We start from the raw sequence: 23236 nt of genomic DNA, 5'->3' as shown, positions 1-23236 counted from the left end.
CGCACGCGCCGCGTCCGTACCTCACGTCGGAGTGGCCAGTGCGAAGGGAAGGACCGCGGGGGCGCCGGCGTGGCGGAGGGTCCGGGCGGCGAGAGTGAGGGTCCAGCCGGTGTCGGTGTGGGTGTCGACCAGCAGGACCGGGGTGTCGAGGCCGGTGAGGTCGGGGGTCTCCCACGAGTCGAACAGTGCCGCCACGCGGTGGGCGGAGTTGGCCGCCGAGACCGGTGGCCGGTCGGGACGGGTGTGCAGGACACCGAGATCGGTGAGACGGCCGATGCGGGCCAGGCGGACGGCCAGGTCGGCGGCGAGTACCGGATGCGTCGCCGATTGCAGGGCCATCACCGCGCCGGGACGTTGCGTCCACTTCCATTCCCGCAGAACGGCGATACAGGCGTCGACGATATGGTCGGGCGCCGGGCCGTCGGGCGCGTCGAGCAGGGTTCGCAAGCGCTGACCCCACCCGAGATCGCTGAGCCGGCCCAGCACCCGGCCCACCTCCGGGCCGTCGGATATCTTGCCGGACAACGGAACTCCCAACTTCGACAGTCCGGTCGGCCATTGTTTGCGGGGGAGTAGATCGATTCCGGGCCGGTCCAGCCGGGCCCGGATGGTGGCCACCTCGCCGGCGTCGACCGAGGTGTCGAAACGGCGGCCGGTGCAGTTGTCGCAGCGACCACAGCCGGGCGCGTCCGGGGGCAGGCCCGGATCGTCGAGTTGGCGGCGCAGGAAGTTCATCCGGCATTCGCCGGTGCTCTGATACTCGAGCATGGCCTGCTGTTCCGCTTCGCGCGCGCGGTCGAGGCGCTCGTAGCGTTCGGTGTCGTAGGTCCACGGTTCACCGGTGGCGAGCCAGCCGCCGCGCACCCGCCGCACCGCGCCGTCCACATCCAGGACCTTCAGCACCATCTCCAGCCGCGACCGGCTCAGTTCCACCAGGGGTTCGAGAGCCACCGTGGACATTGGCCGTTCGTAGTCCAGGGCGGACAGCACCGACCGCACCACCTGCTCACGCGGGAAGGCCACGGACGCAAAGTAATTCCAGATCCGCCGGTCCTCGGGCCCCGGCAACAGGATGACCTCCGCGCGGGCCGCCCGGCCGGAAGGACTCGAGGCGTCCGGGACCAGTCCGCGCCCGGCGCGGCCGACCTGTTGGTAGTAGGCGATGGGGGAGGAGGGGGCGCCGACGTGGACCACGAAGCCGAGGTCGGGTTTGTCGAAGCCCATGCCGAGCGCTGAGGTCGCCACCAGCGCCTTCACGTCGTTGTCGAGCAGCGCCTGTTCGAGGGTTTCGCGCTCTCCGGGTTCGGTGCGACCGGTGTAGGCCGCGACCGGGTATCCGTGGTCGGTGAGGACGTCGGCGAGGTCGTGGGCGGCCGCGACGGTGAGTGTGTAGATGATTCCGGAGCCGGGCAGTTCGCCCAGTTGCCGGCTGAGCCAGGTGGTCCGCTGGACGGCGTCGTCGATCCGCACCACGGACAGATGCAGCGATTCCCGGTCCAGGGTGCCGCGCAGCACCAGGGTGTCGGTGCCGATCTGGGTGGCGACATCGGTGACCACCCGGTTGTTGGCGGTGGCGGTGGTCGCCAGCACCGGAATGTCCTCGCCGAGGTCGGCGATCAACGTGCGAATGCGGCGATAGTCGGGACGGAAATCGTGCCCCCAGTCGGAGATGCAGTGCGCCTCGTCGACCACCACCAGGCCGGCGTCGGCGGCCAGCTTTGGAAGCACCGAATCGCGGAAATCGGGGTTGTTCAATCGTTCCGGGCTGACCAGCAGCACATCGACCTCACCGGCGGCGACGCGCTGATGAATCTCGTCCCATTCGGTCACGTTGCCGGAGTTGATGGTCTCCGCGATCACTCCCGCCCGGCGCGCGGCGGCGACCTGGTTGCGCATCAATGCCAGCAGCGGTGACACGATCACCGTCGGCCCCCGCCCCTGGGACCGCAGCAACCGCGCGGCGATGAAGTACACCGCCGATTTGCCCCAGCCGGTGCGCTGGACCACCAGCGCCCGCCGCCGCTGGACGACCAGCGCCTCGATGGCCGTCCATTGGTCCTCACGCAGACGCGCCCCGGGCCCGGCCAGCTCGCGCAGCAGGGATTCGGCGGATTCGCGCAGCTCGGTGGTAGTCACGCGCTCCATCGTGCCCGACCCCTCCGACACCTGGCCACCGTCCGGCTACAGCCGCACCCCGTGCACGGAAACGCGGTCCCGAGACGGGCCCGCGTGTGATCGGAAGACCGGTCGCGGCGCTGACTAACCGGTCTCGGCGGCCAGCGCCAGCAGCCGATCCCGCACCAGGTCCGGTCGCTCCTCCGGGATGAAATGTCCGCAGCCGTGGACGTATTCGACGGTGTAGTCGTCGGCACGCGCGGTCTCCGCGGCCGCCAGCGAGGGGTGGATGGCCGCATCGCCGGTGCCGAACAGGGCACGGATCGGGATCGTGGCGCGGCGGCGTTCCGGATGGCGGGCGGCGGGCAGTTCCCGCAACCAGAAGGTGCGGTAGGTGTCGGTGGCCGCGCGGGCCACCGCCGGATCGCGGAACCGGTCGCCGTAGATCCCGGCGAGTTCCGGGGTGAAGGTACGCCGAGCGTCGGCGTTGAGCCGCAACAGGCGATCGACGAACGGCGTGTACCGCTGCAGCGGCACGCCGAAGGTAGCCACCAGCGGCTGATACATCAGGAAACGCCAGGCGTGCGGTGCGAAGGTCCGCGCGGTGATCCAGGGGTGCGCGATATTGAGTGGCAGATAACCCTCGAACCGCTCCGGCTCCCGCAGCACCATCAGGAATCCGACGAACCCGCCCCAGTCGTGACCGGCGAGCAACAGCCGCGGCAGTTCGAGTTCGTCGACCAGCGCCAGCAGGTCGGAGGCGACGTCCTCCTTGGCCCAGTGATGCGGCGGCGGGCCGGACCAGCCGTAACCCGGCAGGTCCGGGGCGATGAGGCGCAGCCCGGCGGGGGGATCGGCGAGCAGATGCCGGTAGGCGTAGTGGTGCTGCGGCCATCCGTGCAGCAACAGCACCGGCCGGCCGTCGGGCACCCCGGCTTCGGTGACGTGGAATCGCACGCCGCGGACCTCGATGAAACTGCGGCGCACTCCGGGAATTTCGGGCGGTCGGGCAGATCCTGATGTCGAGGGCATAGCCGATGCTAACCACCGGCAACCCGGGACCGCCACGCCACGAACGTTTTCCGCCCGGCGTCGGGCATTTTCGGTCGCGAGGCAGGACAATGAGGGCGATCGGACTGCGAGGTCCACTGGCATGCGCGGGAATGCGGGAGGAACGGGCGATGGCCAAGAAGTTCGAGTCACCTGCGGATTGGGCCCCACCGGGCGCGCAGTTCCAAAGTCGCGGGGTCACCAGCCGGACCCTCTCGGGTGTGCTGTTCGGGCTCATCGTGACGCCCATCGGAATCGCGTTCGCCGCCAAGGGGGGAGCCGATATCCGGTACTGGGTCATCGTGGGTGCGGTGACCGACCGCTGGACCGCGGCGCTGGAGATCTTCGGCGGCTCCCTGCTGCTGTTGTTCGTCGCGGCGATGGCCGCGTTCTCGCCGGTGGGCACGATCGTGGCCAGCCTGGTGTGGGGGATCTTTCCCGGCGTGCTGCACCTGCTGTACCCGGACGACACCTTCCGCCTGATCGGCGATCTGCCCTTCACCGATGCCACGATGCAGGTGGCGCTGCACTCCTGGGTGACCTACGGCTTCGCCCTGATCTCGGGCATGATGCTGCTGGGTGCGGGCATGGTGGGTGTGCTGCGCAAATAGACGCGGCCGTTCCGCCTTCAGCCCTTCACACACAGCACCTGACGCAGTGTCGCGACCACATCGACCAGATCGCTCTGCGCCGCGATGACGGCGTCGATGTCCTTGTAGGCCGCGGGGATCTCGTCGATCACCCCGGCGTCCTTGCGGGACTCCACACCGTCGGTCTGCGCGATCAGATCCGCGACGCTGAACTGCCGCTTGGCCGCGTTGCGGCTCATGCGGCGGCCCGCACCGTGCGAGGCCGACTGGAACGAGGCGGGATTTCCCTTGCCCCGCACCACATATGAGCGGGTCCCCATCGATCCGGGGATCAGGGCGAGGTCACCGGCTCCGGCCCGGACCGCGCCCTTGCGGGTCACCAGCATCGGCATGCCGTCGACCATCTCCTCCGACACGTAGTTGTGGTGGCAGGAGATCGGCTCGTCGAAACGCACAGCCAGCGCATCGAATTCGTCACGCACGGCACCGCACACCAGGTCCAGCATCACCGCCCGGTTGCGCGCCGCGTACTCCTGCGCCCAGCTGAGATCGCGCCGGTAGGCGTCCATTTCCGGTGTGCCGGAAAGGAATACGGCCAAATCGCGATCGGGCAGGTCCCGGTTCTGCGGGAGCGTGCGGGCCACGGCGATATGCCGCTCCGCCAATTCCTTGCCGATATTGCGGCTTCCGGAGTGCAGCAGAATCCACACGTGCTGTTCGGTGTCGAGGCAGACCTCGATGAAGTGGTTCCCGCCGCCGAGCGTGCCCATCTGCTTGTGCGCCTTGGACTCTCGCTGCTGCACCGCCGGATCGAGATCGCCGAACCGGCTCCAGAACGCGGACCATCCGGCTCGCAACGTGGCGCCGGCCGCCCGGCGGCCGTGCACGTCCAGCTGCAGGCGGGTGACCTTCACCGGCTCCTTGTGCGCGTTGAATCCGACCGGTACGGCGGCCTCGATGCGCGAGCGCAGCGAATGCAGGTCGTCCGGCAGATCGGAGGCGGTCAGCGAGGTCTTGACGGCCTCCATTCCGCAGCCGATGTCGACGCCCACGGCGGCCGGGGCGACCGCGTCCTTCATGGCGATGACGGACCCGACCGTGGCTCCCTTGCCGAGATGCACGTCGGGCATCACGCGGACGCCGTAGACCCATTCCAGTTGGGCGAGGGTGCGCAGCTGCTGCAGCGCGGCCGGCTCGACCTCGTGCTCGTGGGCCCACATGAGCGTCTGCGCCTTGGTGCCGCGCAGCTCGACGGGAAACATGATCTCGATCCTTTCGTGAACAACTCTCCCTGTTCACGGTAGGGATCACGGGCCGTCGGCGCACCCGAATATCGGCCGGGCCGGCACAGCTAAGGCCCGGCGCAGTGCCGCGAAGGCGCGTTCGTTCGCGACGCCGGTTTCCGGCAGCACATCGCCCATGGTCATGAATCCGTGGAACATGCCCTCGTAGCGATGCACCTCGACGGGGATGCCGGCCGCGGCCAGGTGCGCCCCGTAGGCCTCGCCCTCGTCGCGCAGCGGGTCGTATTCGGCGGTGGCGATATGCGCCGGTGGTAGCCCGGCGGGGTCGGACAGCAGGGGCGCCGCATACGGATCGGTGCCGTCGGCGTCGCCGAGGTACTGCTCCCAGTACCAGCGCAAATGGTCGTCGGTGACGAAATAACCCTGCGCGTTGTCCCGGTACGACGCGCTCGCGCGAGCCGGATCCAGCATCGGGTACATGAGCAACTGCGCGACCACCGCCGGGCCGCCCAGATCGCGGGCCATCAGCGCCGTGACAGCCGCCAGATTGCCGCCCGCGCTGTCGCCGGCGACGGCGATCCGGGCGGGGTCGCCACCGTGCTCTGCTATGGCCGCGCCGATCCAGCGCAACACGGCGTACGCGTCCTGCGCGGCGGCCGGGAACCGATGTTCCGGCGCCTGGCGGTAGTCCACCGACACCACCAGTGCGCCGGTCTCGTTCGCCATCGTCCGGCAGAACTGATCGTGGCTGTCGAGACTGCAGATCACGAACCCGCCGCCGTGGCAGAACATGATGACCGGCAGCGGCTCGGTGCCGCCCCGTGGGGTATAGATCCGCACGGGGATGTCGGCGCCGCCGGGGCCGGTGATGGCCGAATTCCGTACGGCCGCAACCGGAACGGGATCGATCGGGGCCGGTGGCCGCGCCGCGAGCTGCCGTCGCGCTTCGGCCGCGTCGAGGACGTCGGTTCCCAGCTTCGGGAACGCGGCGGTCGCGGCGTCGACGACCGCCCGGGTTCGCGGCGTCATCGCCATGAGACACCGACCGAACCCAGAGCCCCGGACGCGCCGACGAGCAGTGCCGGGCGTCGGCGGCCGCATCGACCGCCGTCTCCGCCCCGCCGGGGGCTCGACGCCGCGGTACCGCGCCGGTGCCCGGGTGTGCATCGCTCGCTCACGGCGCCTCCTGCAGCTCCGGCGGCAGGAACTTCCCGGCGGCGAGTCCGCCGTCGATGGTGACTTCCGCGCCGGTCACATACGACGAGGCGTCCGAGGCGAGGAAGGCGACCAGCTCGGCGACCTCCTCCGGCACGCCGGTGCGCTGCAGCGGCAAGGTCGGGAAGCTGCCCGGGCCGGTGGTCAGATATGGGACCATCGGGGTCGCGATCGGGCCGGGGTGGACGGAGTTGACGCGAATTCCCCTGGGCCCCAGCTCCAGTGCCGCGGTCTTGGTGAGGCCGCGCAGGCCCCATTTGGAGCTGCCGTAGGCGGAGTGCCCCATCAGGCCCTCGAGTCCGGCCTGAGACGAGATGTTCACGATCGACCCGCCCGCCTCGGACATCGGCCCCACCACCGACCGGATACCCCGGAACGCGCCCACCAGATTCACCCCGAGAATCCTCTCCAGCTCTTCCGGCGTGGTGTCGGTGAGCGGTTTCGCGGTGTAGATCGCGGCGTTGTTCACCAGCACGTTGAGCCGGCCGAATTCCGAAACGGCCACGGCGACAGCGGCATTCCAGTCGTCGGCCGAGGTGACGTCATGGCGGACGAAGCGCGCCGCCTCGCCGAGTTCGTCGGCCAACTGCTTTCCCTCGGCGTCGAGTACATCGGTGAGAACGACCCGCGCACCACGTTCGACGAACAGGCGTGCCTCCGCCGCGCCCTGACCGCGCGCCGCGCCGGTGATCAATGCGACTTTGCCTGTGAGATCGACCATTCGACTTCTCCTCCTGAAAATATGCCGAGATCCTGCGCCGCATCCGGCGTCCTCGGCTCGCGGCAGTCTCGATGAGCGAGACCGGCGTGTGGTTGTCCGATCACTGATTCCGGAAGTGCGGAATGACCTTCTCGCCCCAGTGCCGGATCGTCTCGAGGCAGGCCTCCTGCGGCACGGTGCCCATCTGGATCAGGCACAGGATCTCGTCGGCGCCCGCGTCGCGCAGTCGCTCGACGTAGGCGATGGCGTCCTCGGGGCTGCCGTAGGCGTGGTCGGCATTGAACACCGAGGTCGACCCCGCCTTCACCGGAATCTTGGCCTCGTGCAGGTAGGCGACGTGCTCGTCGGCGGCCTCCTTGATCCGCGCCACCTCGTCCACGGTCGGATCCACGGCCTCGTCCGGCACCGGACCGGCGCCGTAGTAGTGCTTGATCGACTGCGCGAAGAAACGCTGGCCGCGCGCGCCGATCTGCTGCGCCCGCTCCCGGTCGTCGAGCACGATGGTGGGGCACAGGGCGGCGAAGTGGTCGTTGGTCACCGTCGAGACGAACCGCTCACCGGTACGGGCCGCGATCGCCTCGTCGTAGGTGCGGCGCAGTTCCGTGATCTCCTCCACTCCCGCGAAACCCAGTACCAGAGCGCCGATTCCGTAGTCGGCGGCCAGCTTCAGGGTGTCCTTCTTCGTGCACGCCATGAACAGCGGGGGATGCGGACGCTGTACCGGCCGCGGCAGCAGCGAATGCGGAGCGATGTCGAGCAGTTCGCCGTGATATTCGAATTCGCCCTCGGGATCCTGCCAGGCCCGGCCGATCATCCGCAGCGACTCCTCGACCTCGGCGTAGGTGCGTTCCGGGTCCACCCCGCACATGGAGGTCTCGACCGGTGTCGCACCGCGTCCGGCGCCCAGATTCAGCCGCCCGCCGGAGAGCACGTCGAGCATCGCCGCGCGTTCGGCCGCGCGCACCGGGTGGTTGAAGTTGAAGGGCATACACACCACGCCGTGGCCGATCCGGATGCGCTGGGTCTTGGCCGCCACCCAGGTCAGAAAGATTTCGGGGGCGCTCATGTGCGCGTACCACTTGAGACCGTGGTGTTCGACGGCCCAGACGGTGTCGAAGCCCATCTCGTCGGCCAGCACGGCTTGCTCCACACAGTCGCGCAGCACCTGCGCCTCGTGCTCGGCGGTCGGATCGGTCATCTGGGCCTCGAAGATCATCGAGAACTTCATCCGCGTGCTCCCTGTCGTAGCGGTGTATGCCTAATCGAAATACTCCTTCCCGGACCCGTACTGGTCAGCCGTAAGTCCCGCTGGTCGGGACCGTCCCGTGTCGCCGCGGCCGGGCGGCCATAGCGTCGGATGCAACGATGGGGAAGAAGGACGGATGACACAGGAATTCGAATTCGACGTGGTGGTCGTCGGCTCGGGCGCCGCCGGTATGACCGCGGCATTGACCGCCGCCTATCGCGGGCTGTCGGTGACGATGATCGAAAAGAGCCGCAGCTTCGGCGGATCCACCGCGCGCTCCGGCGGCGGAATCTGGATCCCGAACAATCCGGTGCTGCAGGCCGCGGGTGTGCCGGACAGCCCGGAACTGGCTCGGACATATCTGAAAGCCGTTGTGGGCGAACGTGTCCCGGAGGAGAAGCAGCGTGCCTTCCTCGACCACGGGCCGGAGATGATGCGCTACATCGGAGCGCGCAGCAAGTACTGGCAGTTCGTCTACGACCGCGGCTACTCCGACTACCACCCGGAATTCCCGGGCGGGCTCGCACAGGGCCGCAGCATCGAACCGGCTCCGATCGACGGCCGTCTGCTCGGTGGTGATCTGCACAAGATCAACCAGCCGACCATGTCGGGGCCGAAGGGAATCGCCTTCACCGTCAGCGACTTCCACGATCTGAACATGATCGCCCGCACCTGGGCCGGTAAGCGCACCGCGATGAAGGTGGGGGCGCAGGCGGTGGCGAACAAGCTGCGCGGCCGGCTGCCGCTGAGCCTGGGCAAGGCCCTGGCCGCACGACTGTGGCTGTCGCTGCGCGATGCCGGCGTGCCCGTGTGGTTGAACACCCCGCTGACCGAACTGGTCACCGAGGCCGGTGCCGTGGTCGGTGTGCGTGCCGAACACCAGGGCGTTCCGGTGCTGATCAAGGCCCGCCGCGGCGTGGTGCTCGCGGCCGGCGGTTTCGAACACAACCTGGAGATGCGCAAGCAGTACATCTCCGGGCCGCAATCCACCGACTGGACGGTCGGCGCCACCGAGAACGTCGGCGAAGGGATCGTCGCGGGTCAGAAGGCAGGCGGCGCGGTGGATCTCATGGACGACGCCTGGTGGGGACCGTCGGTGCGCAACCCCGAGGGTCCGCCCTTCTTCTGCCTGGCCGAACGGGCACAACCCGGTGGCATCATGGTCAATCACGCGGGGGAGCGGTTCGTCAACGAATCGGCCCCGTATGTGAATGTCGTGCACACCATGTACGAGCAGCAGGCCGCGGGGGTCGACCATATTCCGGCCTACTTCATCATGGACCAGACCTTCCGCGACAGATATCTGTTCCTGGGCAACTTCCCGAAGCGTCCGATTCCGCAGAAATATCTCGACGCCGGAATCATCACCCAGGCCGATACGCTCGAGCAGTTGGCGAACAAGATCGGTGTTCCCGCCGCGACGCTGGCCGCCACGGTGCAGCGCTTCAACGGCTTCGCCCGCAGTGGGCGCGACGAGGATTACGGACGCGGCGATTCCGCCTACGACCGGTATTACGGCGACCCCACCGTGCAGCCGAATCCGTGTCTGGCGCCGCTCGAAAGAGGACCGTTCTACGCGGTGGAAATGGTGCCCGGCGACCTGGGCACCAAGGGCGGGCTGTGCACCGACGAATATGCCCGCGTGCTCGACGAACAGAATGCGCCGATCGCCGGACTGTATGCGGCGGGCAACAATTCGGCGTCGGTCATGGGTAACGACTACGCGGGCGCCGGAGCGACGATCGGCCCCGCCATGGTCTTCGGGTACATCGCGGCCAACCACCTCGCCGACGAACGCGAACCGCGGGAAGCGGTCGCCGCATCGGCGTCCAAGCGCGCGAGCAACGGCCGCAAGGCGCCCGCACGCACGGGACAGGAGTGATCATGGGCAGGATCGACGGTAAAACGGTCGTCGTCACCGGCGCGGCCCGGGGCATGGGTGCGGCGTTCGCGCAGCGGCTCGTCTCCGAGGGCGCCTCGGTCGTGATCACCGATGTGCTGGCGGAAGAGGGTAAGCAGACCGCCGCGCGGCTGGGCGACGCGGCGCTGTTCGTCGCCCACGACGTGACCGACGAATCCGCGTGGAACGATGTCGTCGCGCAGGCGGAATCGGCGTTCGGGCCCGTCTCGGGCCTGGTGAACAACGCCGGAATCGTGCACGTGGATCCGATCGAAACGCTCGCCGAAGCGGACTACCGCAAGGTGATCGACGTCAATCAGGTGGGTGTCTTCCTGGGGATGAAGGCCGTGGTCGGATCGATGCGGCGTGCCGGTGGCGGGTCGATCGTGAACATTTCCTCGGTCGGCGGCATCATCGGCTTCTCCAACATCCTCGGCTACACCGCCTCCAAATGGGCGGTGCGCGGTATGACCAAAACCGCGGCACAAGAGTTCGGGCCCATGGGAATTCGCGTCAACTCGGTGCATCCCGGTGTGGTGATGACCGAAATGACCAGCGATTCGGCGCGCTCGAATTCGATGTTCCACGATCAGCCGCTGGCACGTCCCGGCACCCCGGAGGAATTGGCGAATCTGGTGCTGTTCCTCATCTCCGACGAGTCCGGTTACAGCACCGGTTCGGAATTCGTCGCCGACGGCGGATTCACCTCCCACTGACACAAAGGATTTCCGCGGTGAAGAATTTCGCAGGTAAGACCGCCGTGATCACCGGCGCCGGCGCCGGTATCGGGCGGGCCCTGGCCCTGGAGCTGGCCGGCCACGGCGCTCGCCTGGCCCTGTCCGGCCGCAATATCGACAATGTCGCCGAGACCGCCGCGCTGTGCGAGAAGAGGGGCGGCCACGCCCGCGCCTACCGGCTCGACGTCACCGACCGGGACGCCGTGTACGCCCACGCCGACCAGGTGGCGGGCGATTTCGGCGGGGTGAACATCGTGGTCAACAACGCCGGTGTGTCACTGACCGCCAGCACCGAAGAGGTCAGCTGGGACGATTTCGAATGGATCGTCAACATCAACTTCTGGGGCGTGGCCTACGGAACGAAAGCCTTTCTGCCGCATGTGATCGCCTCCGGTGACGGCGCGATCGTCAATGTGTCGAGCATGTTCGGCCTGGCCGCTTGCCCGACCCAGGGTGCCTACAACGCGACGAAGTTCGCGATCCGGGGTTTCACCGACGCGCTGCGCCAGGAAATGAAGATCGCCGGGCACAACGTCGCGGTGAGCTGCGTCCATCCCGGCATGATCCAGACCGAGATCGCGTGGAAGGCGCGCGCGGGCGCCACCCGCGATCGCGACGCGCTGGCCGCCAACTTCGACCGGCTCGCCAAGACCAGTCCGGAACAGGCCGCCAAGGCGATCGTCGACGGTATCCGCAAGGACAAGGCGAAGGTGCTGATCGGCAACGACGCCCGGATGATCGATCTGCTGCCGCGGATCTTCGGCTCCGGGTATCAGAAGATCCTCACCGCGCAGATGCGCAACGAGGTCAGCAAGTAGACCACTCGCGGCCGGGCCGGTGATCGCTTGAATCACCGGCCCGGGCTCAGTGGCTCCCCTCCGCGCACCGTAATCGGCGCTTGTGGACTTTGCCGGCAGTCGTGCGCGGCAACCGGTCGACTATCCGCACCGTGCGCGGGATCTTGTATCCGGCCAAGCGGGTGCGACACCACGCGAGCAGATCGTCCGCGTCGAACGGCGCCGTCCCGGAGGGAACCACGAAGGCGGCGCCGACCTCTCCGAGGCGCTCGTCGGGTACGCCGACGACCGCCACCTCGGCGATGCCCGGATAGTGGCGCAGCGTCTGTTCGACCTCGGCCGGAGAGACGTTGAACCCGCCGACGATGAACATATCCTCGAGCCGGTCGGTGACCCGCAGCCAACCGCCGGGGTCCAGGGCGCCGATATCGCCCGTATGCAGCCAGCCCTCCGGGTCGACGGCGGCGGCGGTGGCGGCGGGGTCGTCGAGATATCCGCACATCACGTTCGGGCCGCGCACCACGATCCGGCCGGGCGTACCGGCCGGCACGTCGCGGCCTTCGACGTCCAGGATTCGAATCTCGCTGCCCGGCAACGCTTTACCCACAGTGTGGGCGGTGCGTTCGATATCCGTACCGGGCGGGCACACCGCGACCACGCCGACCGATTCGGTGAGACCGTAGGCGGTGAAGACCCGATCGGCTCCGAGGTCGGCACGCATCCGGGCGATCAGCTCCGCCGGAATCGCCGTGCCGCCGGTGCCGGCCAGTCGCAGCGCCGGAAACGACCGCCCTGTCGCGAGGAGATCGAGAAAAATCGTCGGCGGGCCGGCGAGGACGGTGATTCGCTCGGCTGTCATGAGATCCGCCGCGGATCGCGGATCGAACACCGGCACCGGATACATGGTGGCCGCCCGCGACAGGCAAGCCACGATGCCCGCCTTGTATCCGAAGGTGTGCGAGAACGGATTCGGCAGCAGACAGTGGTCGCCGTGCCGCAGGGTGACCGCGCTCGCCCACCGGTCCAGCACGGTCAGGGTTTGCTGGTGCGTGGTGAGCACCCCTTTGGGGGAGCCCGTCGTGCCGGAGGTGAAGAGGATGTCGCTGATCGCGTCGGAAGGTAATGCGGCCATTCGTGATTCGGCATCCGACGACGGGATTCGCGCGGCGTCGGCGATGAAGTCTCGCCAGCCGATCGGTGGGCTCTCACGCCGATCGGGCGGACGGGGAGCGCATCCATCGGGCTCGTGCCGGTCGCGCCGCCGGTGCCCCGAACCGGTAACCGACCGGGCAGCGCCGGTCGGCGGGTCCTGGTCGTCGTCGGACATCGATGGGGAAGTGGCGCTGTCGTCGGTGGCATGCGTGCCGGACAGCAGGACCGTGAATTCCAGGTCCGGCAAGGGGCCTTGGTCCGCCAGCAGGCTCGGATAGTCGATGCCCAGGAATCCGCGCACCGTGAACAGTCCGCGGCATCGGGTGCGGCGCAGAATCGCCGCGGCCTCCGGTCCGCGCAGCCGGGTGCCGATCGGCACCAGGGTGGCGCCCGCGCCGAGCAGGCCCACGGCGGTCACGATCCAGCGGGCGCTGTTGGGTGCCCAGATCGCGACCCGGTCTCCGGCGGCCACCCCGCGGGCCATCGCCGCGCGGGTCACCCGTAGCGCCTCGGCGTGGAGTTCGGCGTAGGTGAGGCGGGTGCGGCCCTCGACGATCGCGACGGTCGACCCGTTCCAGCGTGCCTGTGCGGATACCAGAGCCGGAATCGTCGCGGGTTCCGCCGTCATCTCTTCGCACACCATCGCTGTCCGGATACACACACTGTCGAACACACCTCGCCGGCCGCCGGTCGGGCGGTCCACGGCCCATGGTGCCGCAGGCTGGTGCCGCGCAGGCCGTTCGCACACCGCCGGTCCCGGTGAGTGGTATCACGGGAGCGACGTGGGTTCCCGCATCCGCTCAGCGGGACCATCGCTACTGGCCGAGGACGGTCGGGCGGCACTCTCGAAGGATGACCGGGGCGGCAGGGGGTTCGATGCCCCGATGGATGGACCGAAGGAGTGACATGACCGCGGGTGCGGAGCTGGCCCAACGATCGGAAACCGTCGTCGGACTGGACGGCAACTGCCCGCTGTCGCGGGACCGGATCGGTGGCAAGGCCTGGAGTATCAACCACATGCGCGGGCTCGGGCTGCCGGTGCCGCCGGCATTCGTGCTGACCACCGACGCGTGGCGTGATTTCACCGAGCGCGGCACGATCGCCGACGACATCTGGCGGGCGGTCTGCGATGGCGTCGCCATGCTCGAGCACGGCACCGGCCGTACCTTCGGCTCGATCCGCCGGCCGCTGCTGGTCTCCGTGCGTTCGGGCGCGGCCGTGAGCATGCCCGGCATGATGGACACCGTTCTCAACCTCGGCATCAACGACGGGGTCGAACAGGCGCTCGCCGCCGCGACCGGCAGCGCCGGCTATGCCGCCGACACGCATCGGCGTTTCCGGGCGCAGTATCGCGAGACGGTGCTGCAATCACCCGACGGCGTGGTGCCGGCGGACCCGTGGGAACAGCTGCGCGCGGCGATCACCGCGGTCTTCCGGTCGTGGGATTCGGTGCGCGCCAAGGCGTATCGGCGCAACCGCGGCGTGTCCGACGACCTCGGCACCGCGGTCACCGTGCAGGCGATGGTGTTCGGCAACCTCGACGACGCGTCGGGGACAGGCGTGCTGTTCAGCCGCAACCCCAATACCGGCGACGGGCCGGCCTACGGCGAATGGCTGGTCGGTGGGCAGGGCGAGGACGTGGTGTCGGGCCGCACCACGCCGCGCCCGCTGAGCGACCTCGCCGCCACCCAGCCGCAGGTGCACGATCGACTGATCGCCGCCGCGGAACTGCTCGAACGCGACGGGTGTGATATCCAGGACATCGAATTCACCGTCGAATCCGGCACGCTGTGGATGCTGCAGTCGCGTCCGGCGAAGCGTTCGGCGCGGGCGGCGGTGCGAGCCGCGGTCGCGATGGCGGAGGAAGGCCTGATCACCGCTTCGGAGGCGCTGCAGCGGGTCGGGGCCGACCAGATTCGCGCCGTCCTGCAGCCCGCGACCACGGCGGCGGACGCGGGCGAAGCGCTGGCCCGCGGTGAATCCGCGTGCCCGGGACTGGCTTTCGGTGTCGTGGTCACCGATCCCGACGAGGCGGAGGCGCGCGCGGCGGCGGGCGAGAACGTCGTCCTGGTCCGGCCGACGACCAGTCCCGATGATCTGCCCGGCATGATCGCGGCCCGCGCGGTGGTCACCGAATTGGGTGGCACCACGTCGCATGCGGCCCTGGTGAGCCGGGAACTCGGGCGGCCGTGTGTCGTCGGATGCGGCCCGGGTGTCGTGGACGCGCTCGCGGGACGCAGCGTCACGGTCGACGGCGGCGCCGGTGTGGTGTGGGCGGGCGAGGTCGCCGGTGGAGACGTGGACGGCGCGGTCCTCGACGATGTGCGCAGACTCGCCGAATGGGCGGGGGTGGCACCCGATGACCTCGCGGGAGCCCTCGCCGGCGATGCGGAAGTCGTTGTTGCACAGGCGATTACCCGAACCGTGAGCGAGCTGGAACTGCTGCGCCTGATCGGGGTGAAGGGCCGGGTGCGCGGTGACGCGGTGGCCGCCAGCCTGGGCGGCGACGCGGACGAGGTGAGCGCGCGGTGTGCGGACCTGGTGGCCGGCGGATTGTGCGCCGACACCCCCGCGGGGGTGCGGCTGACGCCCGACGGGCGACATCGCCTGGGCGAGTTGCTGTCCGCCGAGCGCGACGAGGTCGACACCGCCGCGATGGCCGCCGCCTACGAGGACTTCTGCGTGGTCAACGCCGAGCTGAAGGAAATCGTGACCGCGTGGCAGATGAAGGACGCGGCCACACCCAACGACCACGGCGACGCCGAATACGATGCGGCGGTGCTGGACCGGCTCACCGAACTGCACACCCGGGTGCGGCCCCTGGCCGAGCGGCTGGGATCGATCGCACCGCGACTGGCCCGGTACCGCGAGCGGCTGGAGACGGCCGTCGAGCGGATCGCCGGCGGTGATCACACCTGGGTGGCGCGGCCGATCATGGACAGCTATCACACCGTGTGGTTCGAACTGCACGAAGATCTGATCGGGCTGTGCGGGCTCAGCCGTGCCGACGAAGCGGCGGCCGGCCGTGCCGAGTAATCCGATCGCCCAGGAATTCGACGCGACCCGGCGCTGGGTCGACTTCGAGGAAATCGACAACGTCCGCGATCTCGGCGGACTGCCGGTCGACGACGGCGGTACGACCCGATTCGGCGTGGCGCTGCGGTCGAGCACCCTGCAGCAGGCGACCGAGGCGGATGTGGCGCTGCTGCTGGGCTCGGTCGGGATGCGTACCCTGATCGACCTGCGGCTGCCCGACGAGGTGGAACGGGAAGGGTACGGCCTGCTGGCCGCCGCGGCGATCGAGAAGGTGAATCTGCCGGTCCGCAAATCGGCGCAATCCTCGCTCGCCGCACGGGATCTGGTGCCGGACAAGACGCGCGTGGACCTGGCACAGCTGTACGGACAGCTGCTCGCCGGCAGTCCGGAGGAGATCGTCGCCGCGGCGCGGCTGGTCGCCGATGCCGACCGGCAGGCGGTCGTATTCCATTGCGCGGCAGGTAAGGACCGCACCGGAGTGCTCGCGGCGGTTCTGCTCGATGCGGTGGGGGTGGCGCCGGAGGTGATCGCGGCCGACTACGCCCTCACCAACGAGCGGATGACGCGGGTACGCAACCGGCTCGACGCGCTGAACTCCTATTCCGGGCTGCCGCCGACGAGTACCGGAATTCTGGCCGTCGAAGCGGCCGTGATGCTGCGATTCCTCGACGACCTGCGGCGTGACCACGGCGGTGCCGCCCGCTGGCTGCGCGAGCACGGGCTGACGGCCGAGGAGCTGACGATGTTGCGGTACGCCCTGGTCACCGGGTAGTGGATACCCTCACCGCGAATAGTCGCGGAAGGTCATCACGAAGGCGGGTGCCGCAATCATGACGAGCAGGATGTAGGCCAGAACCTGCAGGCCGACATACGGCAGCTCGTGCACCCAGATACCCAGGATCAGGACGCCCAACAGCAGCACCACGCCGTAGAGCGGTGTTCGTTGCGGGTGGTCGCCCATACCCATGCCTCCACGATACCCAGCCGGGCCGCCGTCCGACAGCGCTCGACGGACGCCGCCCCGTCGAGCCCTGCTGTGACCGCCGATCCGTGGGAGAATCCGGACTCGACGATGGCCGACGCCGGGAGGAACCGATGCCCACCCAACCGTTGACCCAGCAGAACTTCGAGCAGGTGATCGCGACCCATGCGATCGTGCTCGTCGACTTCTGGGCCTCCTGGTGCGGTTGGTGCACCCGCTTCGCCCCGATCTTCGCCGACTCCGCGGCCGCGCACCCGGAGATCGTGCACGCCACCGTCGACACCGAGGCGGAGCCGGCCCTCACCGCCGCCGCCCAGATCAGCAGCCTGCCGACCCTCGTCGCCTTCCGCGAGGGCCTGCTCGTCTACTCCCATCCGGGCTTCCAGACCGCCGCCCAGCTGGAAGAGGTCATTCAGCAGATCCGGTGGCTCGACATGGACGAGATGCGCCGCCAACTCGGCGTGCAGAACCCCACCATCACCCCGCCCGCGCCGCCCATGGCTCGCGCCGGCGCTGCCGCGGGCCGCCCGAACTACGGCTGGCCGGGGCTTAGCCCTGGCTAGGCCCCAGCCGACCTGTGGTGATCGGGCCGGTCGATTCGGCGAACTCGGGTAGCGCGGTATCGAAAACTGCACGGTCCCGATCGTCATCCGTCCATGGTGTCAGTCGGTCAGGCTCGCGACCGTGGGGGCGATGCGACCGAACAGATCGCTGATCGTGGTCAGGGCCGCCGCGTGCACCGCGTCCGCCGACAAGGGTGTTCCGTCCGGGGCGGCCAGGGCGCGGGTGGCGCAGGCCTCGGCGACGACAGTGGGGTGGTAGCCGCGGTTGAACGCGCCCTGCGCGGTGAACGCGACGCACATGTGGGTCATGAATCCGGCCAGGACCAGATCCGGTCCGGTAGTCGTGCGCCGCAGGATGTCGTGCAGGTCCGTCTCGTGGAAGGCATCGGGAAAGTTCTTGACCACCACCGGTTCTCCCGCGACGGGAGCGACCTCGGCGATGATCGCCCCGATATCGGAGCCGGCATCGTAGGGGGTGCCGGGGCCGCCGTCGTTGACGATGTGCACGACGGGGCGGTGCAGTGCACGGGCCGCGGCCAGCAGCCGGGCGCCGGCCGCGAGTGCCGCATCGGCCTCGGGAAGCCGCATCACCCCCTCGCGGTAGGTGTTCTGGAAGTCGATCATGACAACGGTGGCATCGGCCAGGCGGGGCAGCTCGTCGTCGAGGCCTACGACCTGGCGCAGGGGAGTGGCGACGGCGGACATGGTTACCTTCTTTCTCTGGGGGACAGGGTGTTTCGGGCAGGAGTGAGCGCCGGACCGGGCAGGCGCCCGGTCCGGTCGTGGCGGGTGAGATCAGGCGGAGGTGCGGAACCGCCGGCGGTACGCGCCGGGGTTGGTGCCCAGCCGCCGCAGGAACGCCCGGTGCAGGGTCTCCACCGAGCCCAGTCCGGCGGACCGGGCGACGCGCGAGAGCGGGAAGTCGCTGGTTTCCAGCAACCGTCGCGCCGACTCGACGCGCGCGGCTTCGACGTAGGCGGCCACGGTGAGCCCCATCTCCTGCCGGAAGACGCGCGCGAAATGCCGTTCGCTCAGGCACATTCGGTTCGCCAGGGCGGCGGCGGACAGATCGGCGTCGAGATTCTCCGCGATGTAGGTGCGCAGCTGTTCGATATCGCGGCGGGCCGGTGCCGGACGGCTCAGCGGCACGCTGAACTGACTCTGGCCGCCCTGCCGGCGCAGATAGACGACGAGTTGCCGGGCGACCGACAACGCCAGGTCCTCCCCGTGGTCGTCGGCGACCAGTGCCATGGCGAGGTCCAGGCAGGCGCTGATTCCCGCGCCGGTCCACACCCGGCCCGACCGCACGAAGATCGGATCCGGATCCACCACGACCCGGGGATGGTCCGCGGCCAGTTGACCGGCCGTCGACCAATGGGTGGTGGCCGTCCTCCCGTCCAGCAGTCCGGCGGCGGCCAGCAGATGCGCACCCACACACACCGACGCGATCCGGCCGGTGCGCGGCGCGACCTCGCGCAGCCAGCGCACCACATCCTCGTCGATTCGCGCGACCGGGCCGGACGGGGCCGGATCCACCGCGCCCGGCACGATGAGAGTGTCTATGCCCGTGCCGATGTCGTCGAAGGCCAGATCGGTGAGTATCCGGATACCGGCCGAGGTGCGCACCACACCTCGATCCGGTCCGGCTAGTAACACCTCGTAGTCGGCGCTACCGCCGCTCTCCCGATTGGCTAGTGCGAACACCTCCGCCGGCCCGGTGACGTCGAGCAGATCCACGTCCGGAAAGGCCGCGATAACCACACGATGCTTCGATGACATGCCTCCCATCCTCTGGGTTACCGGGTAGCGACCGCAACGACGGATCACTGTCGGATCCGGTCATGCCCGCGGACGGAACGCCCATCCGGCGACCGCCGCCAGCAATCCCATAGCCGCCATATAGAGCCAGCCGGCGCGGAAATCGGCGAGGTCGTAGCCCGCGGTGCGGCTGAGGATCGCGGTCAGCACGGCGACGCCGAGTGCCGACGCGGTCTGACGCGCCATCATCAGCGTCCCCGAGCCCAGAGACAACTGATCCGGCGGCAGCAGCGACGATGCGCCGAACAGCGGCGGTTGCAGCAGGGCCGTACTGACGCCCGCGAGCACGGCTCCTGGCAGGAAAACCAGCGGATACGATGCGCCGCAACCGCTCAGGGCGATCCACCACCCCGCGCCCGCCGCGATGGCGAACCCGCCCAGCGCGGCCGAGGCACGGGCGCCGATACGAGCGACCACGCGGCCGGACAGTGGTGACACCAGCAGGCAGCTGATCGGAATCGGTGCGATACCGAGGCTGGCCCGCAACTCGGAGTAGTGCCATTGCGCGGTGAGATACAGGGTGCCCGAGAGCAAGAGGGCCGCGAAGGCCAGGTAGTAGCAGAACACGCCGAGGGTGGCGATGCGAAACATCGTGTGCCGCAGCACCGCCGGACTCACCACCGGATCGGGGTGGTGGCGCACGTGGTAGGTGAATGCCGCCGCGAGCGCGATCGCCGCGGCCAGTGTGCCCAGCGTGGCCGCCGACCCGTATCCCCACGCCGCGCCCTGGACGAAGACGGTGGTCAACGCCGCGGTGGCGCCGAGAATCAGTGCGGCGCCGAGCAGATCGAGCCGGCGCCGCACGCGCGCCCGGATGTCGGGCAGTACCCGCGATCCGAAGGCGAGCGCCGCCAGCGTGATCGGTACGTTCAGCCAGAAGATCCAGCGCCAGCCCCACTCGAGCAGCAGGCCGCCGATCACCGGGCCGCTGCTGGCGCCCGCCGCGGCGATCGCGGTCCAGATGCCCATCACCGTCGGATGTTCTCGCACGTCGAAGGAGGGCAGCACCAGTCCGAGGCCGGTGGGAACCAGCAGCGCCGCCGCCGCGGCCTGCACGACCCGCGCGGCGATCAACACGATCAGTGTCGGCGCGACCGCGCAGCCGATCGAGGCCACGCCGAAAAGCGTGATGCCGATGAGGAATCCACGCCGGCGGCCGGTGTCGTCGGCGAGACGGCCCGCGGGTACCAGCAGCGCGGCCATCACGATCGTGTAGGCGTTGAGCACCCAGGACACCGTGTTCGGGGCTGCGCCGGCGAACGAGGTCTGCAGGGTCGGGAAGGCGACGGTGACCGCGAAGAGGTCGAGGATCGCGAGGAATTGCGCGACGCTCGCCACCGCCAGAATCCGCCACCGCCGCGGCGATTCGGTGAGCGGCGTATCCGCGCGAGCATTGGCCGTAAGAGTCATGAATGCAACTATTCAGCCGCCGGATCGCGGGATCGAGTGGCAGAAGAGCCAATATGCGCTAGATTTCTGACATGACTGCGGACATGGTGTGCGAATCCGGACAACCCGGAACGGTGGCGGTCGCGGTGGCGCCGGGCCAGCCGGTGTTCGAGGTCGCGATCCCGTACCAGGTGTTCTTCGAACCGCCGCCCGGCGTCGATGCCGAGCACTGGTATCGGTTGCGGCTGTGTGGCCCTCGCGGCACCCGGCACGCGACGCTGCGCGATCCGTTCGTCACGTTGACCGATTACGACTACGACGATCTGATCGCCGCCGACACCGTCGTCGTACCCGCGACCCCGAATGTGCGCGAGGATCCGCCCGCCGAACTGGTGGCGGCGGTGCGCGCGGCCTACGAGTCGGGAGCGCGCATCGCCGCATTGTGTTCGGGCGCCTTCGTTCTCGCGGCGGCCGGCCTGCTCGACGGCCGCCGCATGACCACGCATTGGAAACATGTCCCGGCGCTGCTGGAACGGTATCCACACCTCGATGTCGATGCGAGCGTGCTCTACATCGACGACGGGCGGATTCTCACCAGTGCGGGAACCATGGCCGGGATGGATCTGTGTATCCACCTGATCCGCAAGGACCTCGGCTCCCACGTCGCCAATGCCGCGGCGCGCGGACTGGTGGTGCCGCCGCACCGCGCGGGCGGGCAGGCGCAGTATCTGCGGAATCCGGTGCCGCTCGACGCCGCCGATCCGGGCGTGGCCGCGACCCTGCAGTGGGCGCTCACCCGCCTCGATACCGTGCTGACCGTCGGCGACCTGGCCCGGCACAGCGGGCTCAGCGAGCGGACGCTGGCGCGGCGGTTCCATGCCGAACTGGGGACGACGCCACTGCGCTGGCTGCTCACCCAGCGCATCATCCGGGCCCGGGAGTTGCTGGAAACCACCGACTTCGCCGTCGACGTGGTGGCCGAACGCTGTGGACTGGGCAGTGCGGCGAATCTGCGCGCCCACTTCGGCCGGGAAGTGGGTGTGTCACCGAGCGAATACCGTCGCTCGCACCGGAGCAATCGGCACGAGGTGATCGTCGCGGCGGAACACGCGTAGACCGGTGCGGCGGCCGGTGTCGGTCCGTCGCCTGCGACTAACCCTGTGCCGCAGCGATTCCCGCGCGCCGGCCGAAGAACGTTCCGTCACCGAGCGACGTCCCGCTGATATAGCCCTGCCCGTGCAGATTGACCGCCGCGCGACCGGCGGCGAACAGTCCGGGCATGGCGGCGCCGTCGATATCCAGGACCCGGCCGTGCGCGTCGGTGTGCAGTCCGCCGAGCGTGAACACCGACGCGCCGGTGCCGCGGCGGTCGCCGGCTTCGGCGGGCGGGCGAATCCCGGCGCGCACATCGATGGCCGCCAGCGGGGTACGCAGCGCCCGTAACCACCGCGCCGCCTTGTGCCGGTCGGGATCCGTTCCGGCGGCGGCGAATTCGTTGTAGCGGTGCAGCGTCGCGGCCAGCGCGCCCGGCGGCAGGTCCATCGCCGCGCCGAGTTCGTCGGCCGTTTCGGCCATATGGGTCGGCTGCACACCCCAGCGTTGTTCTTCCGGTACGGCCTCGAACGCTTCCTCGTCGACCACCACCCACACCCGCATGCCCTGCGTGAACAGCGCCGCCTGGCCGATGCGGCCCGGGTAGGTGTCCTCGTTGACGAAGCGCTGTCCCTTGTCGTTCACCAGAATTCCGCGCGCGGCCAATCCGGGAATCAGGGAGATTCCCACCTGCCCCGTCGCCATGTGCCGCACCGCCGCACCCGCAGCCTGCGCCATCCGGATGCCGCTGCCGTCGTCGGTACCGGCGCTGACCTTGGTATGGCCGAGCAGCAGCGGGGCGTGCGCGGCGAGCATCTCGTCGTTGTCGACGAACCCGCCCGTGGTGAGGACGCAGCCGCGCCGGACTCGAATCGTCAGCTCCCTGCCGTACTGCCGGGCGACGACGCCGGTGACGGCGCCGTCACCGGCGAGGATCAGCGCGGTGGCGGCGGTGTCGAAAAGCGTTGTCACGCCGGCCGATTCGGTCGCGGCGGTGAGGCACTGCATCAGCAGCCGGCCGCCGAAGTCGTTGGCGGTGGGCCGATGTCCGCGCGGGGCGGGGCGGGCGATCTCGGTGAAGGGCCAGCTGTTCTCGCCGAGCCACATCAGGCCGTCGTCGGTGGGCGGCACCCAGGCCGGGGCATCCCAGAGCGACGGTTTGAACGGCACGCCGCGGTCGACCAGCCAGTGGAAATGCTCGACGCTGTGCTCGCAGTAGTCGGTGATCTTCGCGGAGTCGGCGCCGGGGCCGAGGGCGGCGGTCAGGTAGGCGGCCATGTCGGCGGGGGTGTCGTCGAATCCGCAGGCGGTTTGGATCGGGGTGCCGCCGCCGAGGTAGATCTCACCGCCCGACATCGCCGACGAGCCGCCCGGACCGCCCGCGCGATCGAGCACCAGCACCCGGGCGCCCGTGCGCGCGGCCTCGAATGCCGCTGCGGCCCCGGCACATCCGTAGCCGACGACCAGTACGTCGGTATCCAGGTCGTAGCGGGTGATCTCGGTCGACGGGCGCGGCGTCACCGAATGAACCGGCATGGTCTGCCTCTCCTCGGCGGCACGCCGCGCTCGACGGTGAGCGCGGCGTGCCG

20 protein-coding genes are annotated in these 23236 nt (G+C 69.3%); 8 read left to right on the top strand and 12 right to left on the bottom strand.

Annotated elements, in window-relative coordinates; translation table 11 throughout:
- Positions 1–21: 21 nt before the first annotated feature.
- The gene (locus AC5592_RS27295; protein ID WP_036499539.1) at positions 22–2145 is read right to left on the bottom strand and encodes a RecQ family ATP-dependent DNA helicase; all 2124 of its coding nucleotides are present in this window, start codon (positions 2143–2145) and stop codon (positions 22–24) included.
- A gap of 114 nt (positions 2146–2259) precedes the next feature.
- A complete protein-coding gene (locus AC5592_RS27290; RefSeq protein WP_036499542.1) occupies positions 2260–3147 on the bottom strand; it encodes an alpha/beta fold hydrolase in 888 nt (295 codons plus the stop codon).
- 149 nt (positions 3148–3296) lie between these two features.
- Between AC5592_RS27290 and AC5592_RS27285 the strand changes: the two genes are divergently transcribed.
- A complete protein-coding gene (locus AC5592_RS27285; RefSeq protein WP_030512770.1) occupies positions 3297–3776 on the top strand; it encodes a hypothetical protein in 480 nt (159 codons plus the stop codon).
- Positions 3777–3793: 17 nt separating this feature from the next.
- On the opposite strand, the gene AC5592_RS27280 is transcribed toward AC5592_RS27285, so the two are convergent.
- The 4 genes from AC5592_RS27280 to AC5592_RS27265 form a co-directional block, all read right to left on the bottom strand.
- Positions 3794–5017, bottom strand: a complete 1224-nt coding sequence (locus AC5592_RS27280; protein WP_063065884.1) for an RtcB family protein — start codon at positions 5015–5017, stop codon at positions 3794–3796.
- Between the two features lie 45 nt (positions 5018–5062).
- The gene (gene lipP1, locus AC5592_RS27275; RefSeq protein WP_051024437.1) at positions 5063–6034 is read right to left on the bottom strand and encodes a LipP1 family hormone-sensitive lipase; all 972 of its coding nucleotides are present in this window, start codon (positions 6032–6034) and stop codon (positions 5063–5065) included.
- Between the two features lie 139 nt (positions 6035–6173).
- Positions 6174–6935 (bottom strand): glucose 1-dehydrogenase, encoded by a 762-nt coding sequence (locus AC5592_RS27270; protein WP_036499547.1) that lies wholly within the window; start codon positions 6933–6935, stop codon positions 6174–6176.
- 100 nt (positions 6936–7035) lie between these two features.
- Positions 7036–8163 (bottom strand): LLM class flavin-dependent oxidoreductase, encoded by a 1128-nt coding sequence (locus AC5592_RS27265; RefSeq protein ID WP_063065883.1) that lies wholly within the window; start codon positions 8161–8163, stop codon positions 7036–7038.
- A gap of 154 nt (positions 8164–8317) precedes the next feature.
- Here AC5592_RS27265 and kstD point away from each other — a divergent pair, with 154 nt between their 5' ends.
- From kstD to AC5592_RS27250, 3 genes are read left to right on the top strand one after another with little or no spacing between them, the layout of a single operon-like run.
- Positions 8318–10063: a 3-oxosteroid 1-dehydrogenase gene (kstD, locus tag AC5592_RS27260; RefSeq protein WP_063065882.1), complete on the top strand. Its 1746-nt coding sequence runs from the start codon at positions 8318–8320 to the stop codon at positions 10061–10063.
- 2 nt (positions 10064–10065) lie between these two features.
- Positions 10066–10797, top strand: coding sequence for a glucose 1-dehydrogenase (locus AC5592_RS27255; protein ID WP_063065881.1), 732 nt, complete (start codon positions 10066–10068; stop codon positions 10795–10797).
- 17 nt (positions 10798–10814) lie between these two features.
- Positions 10815–11636 carry an SDR family NAD(P)-dependent oxidoreductase gene (locus AC5592_RS27250; protein ID WP_063065880.1) on the top strand — a complete coding sequence of 274 codons (822 nt, stop codon included), beginning with the start codon at positions 10815–10817 and terminating at the stop codon, positions 11634–11636.
- A 46-nt stretch (positions 11637–11682) separates the two neighbouring features.
- On the opposite strand, the gene AC5592_RS27245 is transcribed toward AC5592_RS27250, so the two are convergent.
- Positions 11683–13395, bottom strand: a complete 1713-nt coding sequence (locus AC5592_RS27245; protein ID WP_198163951.1) for an AMP-binding protein — start codon at positions 13393–13395, stop codon at positions 11683–11685.
- Between the two features lie 278 nt (positions 13396–13673).
- On the opposite strand from AC5592_RS27245, the gene AC5592_RS27240 reads away from it, so the two are divergent.
- Both AC5592_RS27240 and AC5592_RS27235 read left to right on the top strand, forming a co-directional pair.
- Positions 13674–15803 carry a pyruvate, phosphate dikinase gene (locus AC5592_RS27240; RefSeq protein WP_063920403.1) on the top strand — a complete coding sequence of 710 codons (2130 nt, stop codon included), beginning with the start codon at positions 13674–13676 and terminating at the stop codon, positions 15801–15803.
- Positions 15793–16575, top strand: coding sequence for a tyrosine-protein phosphatase (locus tag AC5592_RS27235; RefSeq protein ID WP_157163371.1), 783 nt, complete (start codon positions 15793–15795; stop codon positions 16573–16575). The genes AC5592_RS27240 and AC5592_RS27235 overlap by 11 nt, the downstream gene beginning before the upstream one ends.
- A gap of 9 nt (positions 16576–16584) precedes the next feature.
- Here the strand turns inward: AC5592_RS27235 and AC5592_RS27230 are convergent, their stop codons facing one another.
- Entirely contained in the window at positions 16585–16770 is a 186-nt protein-coding gene (locus AC5592_RS27230; protein ID WP_036499560.1) for a hypothetical protein, read from the bottom strand.
- A 128-nt stretch (positions 16771–16898) separates the two neighbouring features.
- Here AC5592_RS27230 and AC5592_RS27225 point away from each other — a divergent pair, with 128 nt between their 5' ends.
- Positions 16899–17348 (top strand): thioredoxin family protein, encoded by a 450-nt coding sequence (locus AC5592_RS27225; RefSeq protein WP_063065900.1) that lies wholly within the window; start codon positions 16899–16901, stop codon positions 17346–17348.
- A 99-nt stretch (positions 17349–17447) separates the two neighbouring features.
- On the opposite strand, the gene AC5592_RS27220 is transcribed toward AC5592_RS27225, so the two are convergent.
- The 3 genes from AC5592_RS27220 to AC5592_RS27210 form a co-directional block, all read right to left on the bottom strand.
- A complete protein-coding gene (locus AC5592_RS27220; protein WP_063065878.1) occupies positions 17448–18053 on the bottom strand; it encodes an isochorismatase family protein in 606 nt (201 codons plus the stop codon).
- Between the two features lie 90 nt (positions 18054–18143).
- Positions 18144–19127 carry a GlxA family transcriptional regulator gene (locus AC5592_RS27215; protein WP_036499563.1) on the bottom strand — a complete coding sequence of 328 codons (984 nt, stop codon included), beginning with the start codon at positions 19125–19127 and terminating at the stop codon, positions 18144–18146.
- A gap of 60 nt (positions 19128–19187) precedes the next feature.
- Positions 19188–20576 carry an MFS transporter gene (locus AC5592_RS27210; protein ID WP_063065877.1) on the bottom strand — a complete coding sequence of 463 codons (1389 nt, stop codon included), beginning with the start codon at positions 20574–20576 and terminating at the stop codon, positions 19188–19190.
- A 71-nt stretch (positions 20577–20647) separates the two neighbouring features.
- Between AC5592_RS27210 and AC5592_RS27205 the strand changes: the two genes are divergently transcribed.
- Positions 20648–21670: a GlxA family transcriptional regulator gene (locus AC5592_RS27205; protein WP_232329578.1), complete on the top strand. Its 1023-nt coding sequence runs from the start codon at positions 20648–20650 to the stop codon at positions 21668–21670.
- A 37-nt stretch (positions 21671–21707) separates the two neighbouring features.
- On the opposite strand, the gene AC5592_RS27200 is transcribed toward AC5592_RS27205, so the two are convergent.
- Positions 21708–23183 (bottom strand): FAD-dependent oxidoreductase, encoded by a 1476-nt coding sequence (locus AC5592_RS27200; RefSeq protein WP_063065876.1) that lies wholly within the window; start codon positions 23181–23183, stop codon positions 21708–21710.
- Between the last annotated feature and the right edge of the window lie 53 nt (positions 23184–23236).

The sequence above is a fragment of the Nocardia violaceofusca NBRC 14427 genome (assembly GCF_963869435.1).
Lineage (GTDB): Bacteria > Actinomycetota > Actinomycetes > Mycobacteriales > Mycobacteriaceae > Nocardia > Nocardia aobensis.
The sequence above is the reverse complement of the archived record's forward strand: the minus strand, read 5'-3'. Positions and strand labels throughout refer to the sequence as shown.

Excerpts from the sequence above, each read along its gene's own strand:
- AC5592_RS27255 (WP_063065881.1), top strand. The coding sequence starts at position 10,066 with ATGGGCAGGATCGACGGTAAAACGGTCGTCGTCACCGGCGCGGCCCGG.
- AC5592_RS27225 (WP_063065900.1), top strand. The coding sequence starts at position 16,899 with ATGCCCACCCAACCGTTGACCCAGCAGAACTTCGAGCAGGTGATCGCG.
- AC5592_RS27280 (WP_063065884.1), bottom strand. The coding sequence starts at position 5,017 with ATGTTTCCCGTCGAGCTGCGCGGCACCAAGGCGCAGACGCTCATGTGG.
- AC5592_RS27220 (WP_063065878.1), bottom strand. The coding sequence starts at position 18,053 with ATGTCCGCCGTCGCCACTCCCCTGCGCCAGGTCGTAGGCCTCGACGAC.
- AC5592_RS27295 (WP_036499539.1), bottom strand. The coding sequence starts at position 2,145 with ATGGAGCGCGTGACTACCACCGAGCTGCGCGAATCCGCCGAATCCCTG.
- AC5592_RS27240 (WP_063920403.1), top strand. The coding sequence starts at position 13,674 with ATGACCGCGGGTGCGGAGCTGGCCCAACGATCGGAAACCGTCGTCGGA.
- AC5592_RS27200 (WP_063065876.1), bottom strand. The coding sequence starts at position 23,183 with ATGCCGGTTCATTCGGTGACGCCGCGCCCGTCGACCGAGATCACCCGC.
- AC5592_RS27245 (WP_198163951.1), bottom strand. The coding sequence starts at position 13,395 with ATGACGGCGGAACCCGCGACGATTCCGGCTCTGGTATCCGCACAGGCA.
- AC5592_RS27290 (WP_036499542.1), bottom strand. The coding sequence starts at position 3,147 with ATGCCCTCGACATCAGGATCTGCCCGACCGCCCGAAATTCCCGGAGTG.
- AC5592_RS27230 (WP_036499560.1), bottom strand. The coding sequence starts at position 16,770 with ATGGGTATGGGCGACCACCCGCAACGAACACCGCTCTACGGCGTGGTG.
- AC5592_RS27205 (WP_232329578.1), top strand. The coding sequence starts at position 20,648 with ATGACTGCGGACATGGTGTGCGAATCCGGACAACCCGGAACGGTGGCG.
- AC5592_RS27285 (WP_030512770.1), top strand. The coding sequence starts at position 3,297 with ATGGCCAAGAAGTTCGAGTCACCTGCGGATTGGGCCCCACCGGGCGCG.
- lipP1 (WP_051024437.1), bottom strand. The coding sequence starts at position 6,034 with ATGGCGATGACGCCGCGAACCCGGGCGGTCGTCGACGCCGCGACCGCC.
- AC5592_RS27270 (WP_036499547.1), bottom strand. The coding sequence starts at position 6,935 with ATGGTCGATCTCACAGGCAAAGTCGCATTGATCACCGGCGCGGCGCGC.
- kstD (WP_063065882.1), top strand. The coding sequence starts at position 8,318 with ATGACACAGGAATTCGAATTCGACGTGGTGGTCGTCGGCTCGGGCGCC.
- AC5592_RS27215 (WP_036499563.1), bottom strand. The coding sequence starts at position 19,127 with ATGTCATCGAAGCATCGTGTGGTTATCGCGGCCTTTCCGGACGTGGAT.
- AC5592_RS27210 (WP_063065877.1), bottom strand. The coding sequence starts at position 20,576 with ATGACTCTTACGGCCAATGCTCGCGCGGATACGCCGCTCACCGAATCG.
- AC5592_RS27265 (WP_063065883.1), bottom strand. The coding sequence starts at position 8,163 with ATGAAGTTCTCGATGATCTTCGAGGCCCAGATGACCGATCCGACCGCC.